The sequence below is a fragment of the Corallococcus exercitus genome, from assembly GCF_003611585.1.
Classification (GTDB): domain Bacteria; phylum Myxococcota; class Myxococcia; order Myxococcales; family Myxococcaceae; genus Corallococcus; species Corallococcus exercitus.
The window spans coordinates 1-4299 of record NZ_RAVW01000602.1; the positions used below are offsets into that span (position 1 = coordinate 1).

The following is a 4299-nucleotide window of genomic DNA, read 5'->3' on the forward strand; positions in this document are numbered from 1 at the left end:
GGGGTGAGGACGCCCAGGGCCGCCGCGGTGGCCGCCGCCACCATGGGGTTCGCCAGCGAGTTGCACATGCCGAAGGGCAGGATGTTCAGCAGCGGCTTGTTGTCCATGATGTTCGCCGCGGGCGTCGTGGCCATCACCCGGTTCGCGGGCAGGACCATCAGCGACGACGGAGCCACCCCGAAGCTGCATTGGAGCATTGCTCCCATCACGACCTGGACACCCATGTGCCGCTCCTTTTTCAGCGCGCGCGCGACGGGACATCTTCGCCCGAAGCGGCAGCGCTTTCCAGCAGGCGTCCCCGCAGGGCGGTGAGGGCCTGGAACATCGGGTCCTTCGCTTTGCGATGCAGCGCGCCAGTGAAGAACTGCGAGGCGCACCACGCGTCGTCGACCACGCCCTTCACCCGGTGTGGAAAGAGCGGAAAGAACTCGATGCGGTCGGGCAGGAAATCCCCGCCCAGGAGCATTTCGATGCGCCGGTTGAGCTCCTGCTCACTGGACGGGGAGGCAGGCGTGGCCCCGGTGAAGGCCAGGAGGATGAAGCGGGCGTGGCTGGCGAGGCCGCCCGTGGACACCGGCACCACGCTGGTGCCCACGAGGAATGGCACGTCCTCCAGCGCGGAGGTGACCTCCTTCGCGGAGTAGGTACGGCCGTCATGCCGGAAGCCCTGCGTGCCCCCGTAGTGGTAGCGCTGGCGGATCCGCGCGAGCAGGACATGGCCCGGCGGGCGGTCCTTGTCCGGCAGGAGCGTGAAGACGCCCACGTCCGAGGGAGCGCCCTGCCCGCTCTCGTTCGGATCCTTCAGCGTCCACGCGCGGCCCGGCACGGGGAAGACGTCCGTGTGCACGTCCGTGGCCGGGTCCGTCACGCCGCGCGACGACATCAGCACCGCGCCGCCAGCGGACGCGTCGATGAGGATGTTGGAGGACGGCACGGACTGGAGGCCGCACTGCTTCACCCACGTGCGCCACGCCTGGGCGTCGTAGGGCTCCTCCGGGTTGCGGAACCAGTGTTGCACGTTGCGCAAGGAGGCGCGGTGGCGCAACAGCAGGTCGCGCAGCTTCGGCGTGACGCCCAGGGCGCGCAGCGGGTGCTCCAGGAGCGGGGCCGGGTTGAGCGCCAGGTCCGCCATCTCCAGGTGCAGGTAGGTGGCGCCGCGCAGCAGCGTGGCGAAGAGGAGCGCCGGCAGGTGCTGGAGCACCGGGAAGTCCGGCGCCGCGAGGAGGTCCCCCTGCCCGAGGCCGAAGGTGAGCATCCCGTCGCCGATGGCGCCCTTCCACGCGTCCTCCGCGGTGAGGGGCACGGGCGTGTGCGGCGGATCCACCAGCGGCGAGAAGAGCAGCCCCACCACGTCCGTGGGCTTGTAGGTGTGGGACGTGAAGCCCGGCGCTCCCCTCCCCTGGCTCTTGAGCAGCAGCTGCTCGTGGCCCTTGAGGAGAGGGAGCTGGTGGGGCTCGGCGGCGATGAAGTCCGGCTTCAGGATGTCCAGCCGGGTGGCCATGGCGCGTGGGCCCATGGGCGGCAGGAGCGTGAAGCAGCCTCCCAGCTTCAGCGTGGCCAGCAGCGACACGAGCAGCTCCTGCCCCACGCCGTGGACCAGGCAGACCTTCATGCCCGGCTCGACGCCCTGATCCGCCCACTCGCTGGCGCGGCGCGAGGCCAGGTCGTGCAGCGTGCGGTAGCCCAGGGTCTGCCAGCCCTGGATGCGCGCGTGCGTGCGGAACGCGGGGCGCTCCAGCGCGACGTGGCGCACGATGAGGTCGTGGAAGAAGTCGTACTGCTGGCCCGGGCGGCTCTTGGGCGGCGGGACGCCCCGACCCGCGTGGGCCTCCGCGAGCGCGGCGGCGAATCCGTCCGGATCCTCCCAGCTCTCCTGCCACCACTTCGGGGCACCGGACTCCGGGGCGAAGCCGGCTTCCAGCTGCCGGAGGATGTCCTTCACGTCGAAAGGCATGGGTGTCTAGCGGGAGGGAAAGTCGAAGCCGACCTTCACCATGAAGCGGACCTTGGAGCGCACGTTGCTGTCCGAGGCGTAGTCGATCGGGGTCGCGCCGCGCTTCGCGGGCGTCTGCTGTGGCTTCGCGCGTTCGATGGACGTGGGCACGACGGCGCGCACCAGGGGGTGGCGGGCCTGGAGTGGCGGCACGTGCATGTCCACGTCGCGGCCGAAGAGCCACGCGCCACAGCGCCAGAGGACGTCATGGCGCCGGGTGAGCAGCGTCCAGAAGCGATCGCGCGTCTCCGTGGCCTCGAAGAGCAGCGGCGAACTCCCGGAGTCGCGGGCCTCACCCGGGGCCGCGAGCAGGGCGCGCAGCTGCTCCGCGACGCGCTCCACCTCGTTCACGTCCTCGGGCGTGACGGGCGAGCGGCCGGCCAGCTTCGCCTCGTGCTGGCGGAACAGCGCCACGAGCCCCAGGCAGTCCCCCACCACGTCGCGGTGGCCCTCTCCATGGGTGGCCGAGACGTCGCCCGCCGTGAGGAAGGAGGCCTCCGCGAGCGCCTCCGCCGTCTTCAGCAGCTTGCGGCGCAGCTGCTGGGCGCGGTCGAAGAGGCCTCCGAAGGCGCTGGCCCGCATGTCGCGCTGGACGCGCAGCGCGGCGAACGCCAGGCCCTGGGCGAGGAGCGGCAGGTCGCGCAGCTCGGCCACGTTCACGCCCGGCAGCGTGGCGACCTCCGCCTCGCGGGCCAGCACGCTGTCCACGCCGCGCTTCGTGTTGTGGAAGGCGAGCGCGATGTTGGAGCGGCACTCCTCCACGGCGCCTTCGAGGGCTCGCGCGGGAGCAAGGAACACGTCGTAGCCGGGCTCGGAGCCAAGGGCTTCCAGCTCGGCGATGTCGTCGGGCCCCAATCCCGCTGTCGCGTGCTGGCCTCCAGCCATGGCGGGCAGGATAGCGGGCACCTCCGGGTGTCACAACCTGACGCCCTGCCCCGCTTCGCGGTGAGCCTGATGGGTCGTCCGGCGTGAGGCCGACCGGCGGGGATGCGCGGCGCGCCGGCCGGATGCGTCAGGTGACCTCAGGGGTGGGACGGGGGCCGTGGGACCCCCAAGGGCGCCGTCCTCAGACGAGGATGAGGTCTTCCTCGTCGGTGTCCGGTGCGGCGTCCGCTTCGGTGCCCAGCACGTGCTGCGTGCGGCGCAGGCGTTCGTCGCTCAAGTCCGAGACGAGCATCAGCACCTGCGGGTGGCTGGAGATGAGCGAGTCGAAGTCCTCGCGCGGCAGGCGCAGCAGCGTGGTGTGGCGCGACGCCTCCACGGTGGCGGTGGCCGGGGTCTTCTGCAGGAGGGAGATCTCTCCGAAGAGGTCCCCTTCCTTCAGGCGCGACAGCGGCTGGCCGTTCTTGTGGACCTCCACCTCGCCGGAGAGGACGACGTAGAGGCCGTCGGTGGCGTCGCCTTCGCGGATGATGACGTCGCCGCGCTCGACGTCGCGGGCCCGGAAGCGCTCCACGAGTCCGCGCCGGTCCTTGCGGTTGAACGGGCGGAACAGCGCGGAGCTGTTCATCACGTTCGCGAGGAGGCGCTCGCGGCAGAACTTCTTGAGGGCCTTCGCCACGGGCGGGTGGCTGCGCGACAGCGTGGCGAGCACGGAGGCGGAGATTTCGAGCACCTGCGTGTCGTCGGAGAGGGACTCCACGGAGGCGGCGCGCGGGGCTCCGGACAGCAGCGCCATCTCGCCGAAGAAGGCTCCGCCCTCCAGCGTGGCCAGGTCCTGGCGGCGGCCGTCCTCCTCGCGGAACACGCGCACGCTGCCCTCGCAGATGACGTAGAAGGCGTCGCCGTGCGTGCCCTGCGCGAGGATGCGCTCACCGGGGCCGAAGCGCCGCAGCGGGCAGCGTTCGAAGAGCTGGATGAACGCGTCGCGCGGCAGGTCGGAGAAGAGCGGGATGGCCGGCAGCGCGTCCAGGCTGCCGGGGGCGGGCCCGGCCTCCTCGGTCAGCTCGTAGATGGGCTCCTCTTCCGTCGCGTGTTCGGACAGTCCCCGCTGGGCCGCGAGCTCCACCGCGTGCAGCAGGGAGTCCGCTTCGATCTCCAACTCCGTGAAGCTGGAGACGCGCAGGGACGCGCGCCAGGGCTCCGGGGCTCCGGCGGTGGTGGGCACCACGGAGGCTCCGGCGGCGGGCGTGACCGTGGGCATGGGGGGCGCATCCGCGCGGCGCGGGCGCAGGCCCGGGGGCGCGGTCTGGACGGGGACCTTCGGCTCGGTGGCGGCCGGGGTGACGTCGGGACCCGTGATGGGCGGCGCGAGGGCCTGCCAGCGTCCGCTGGGGGTCCGGGTCTGGGGAAGCTCGGGCATGGAG

Annotated in this window: 4 protein-coding genes; all 4 read right to left on the reverse strand. The window is 71.9% G+C overall.

The annotated features are described in order from the left end of the window. Positions 1-224, reverse strand: a 224-nt coding sequence (locus D7W79_RS39410; protein ID WP_147442287.1) for a DUF4280 domain-containing protein, incomplete at its 3' end; no start/stop codon positions are given. Between the two features lie 14 nt (positions 225-238). Beyond that, positions 239-1954 (reverse strand): acyl-CoA synthetase family protein, encoded by a 1716-nt coding sequence (locus tag D7W79_RS39415; protein ID WP_120530368.1) that lies wholly within the window; start codon positions 1952-1954, stop codon positions 239-241. A 6-nt stretch (positions 1955-1960) separates the two neighbouring features. Beyond that, positions 1961-2878: a hypothetical protein gene (locus D7W79_RS39420; protein WP_208729962.1), complete on the reverse strand. Its 918-nt coding sequence runs from the start codon at positions 2876-2878 to the stop codon at positions 1961-1963. A 181-nt stretch (positions 2879-3059) separates the two neighbouring features. Further along, a partial coding sequence (locus tag D7W79_RS39425; protein WP_147442289.1) for a cyclic nucleotide-binding domain-containing protein occupies positions 3060-4299 on the reverse strand: 1240 nt, incomplete at its 5' end.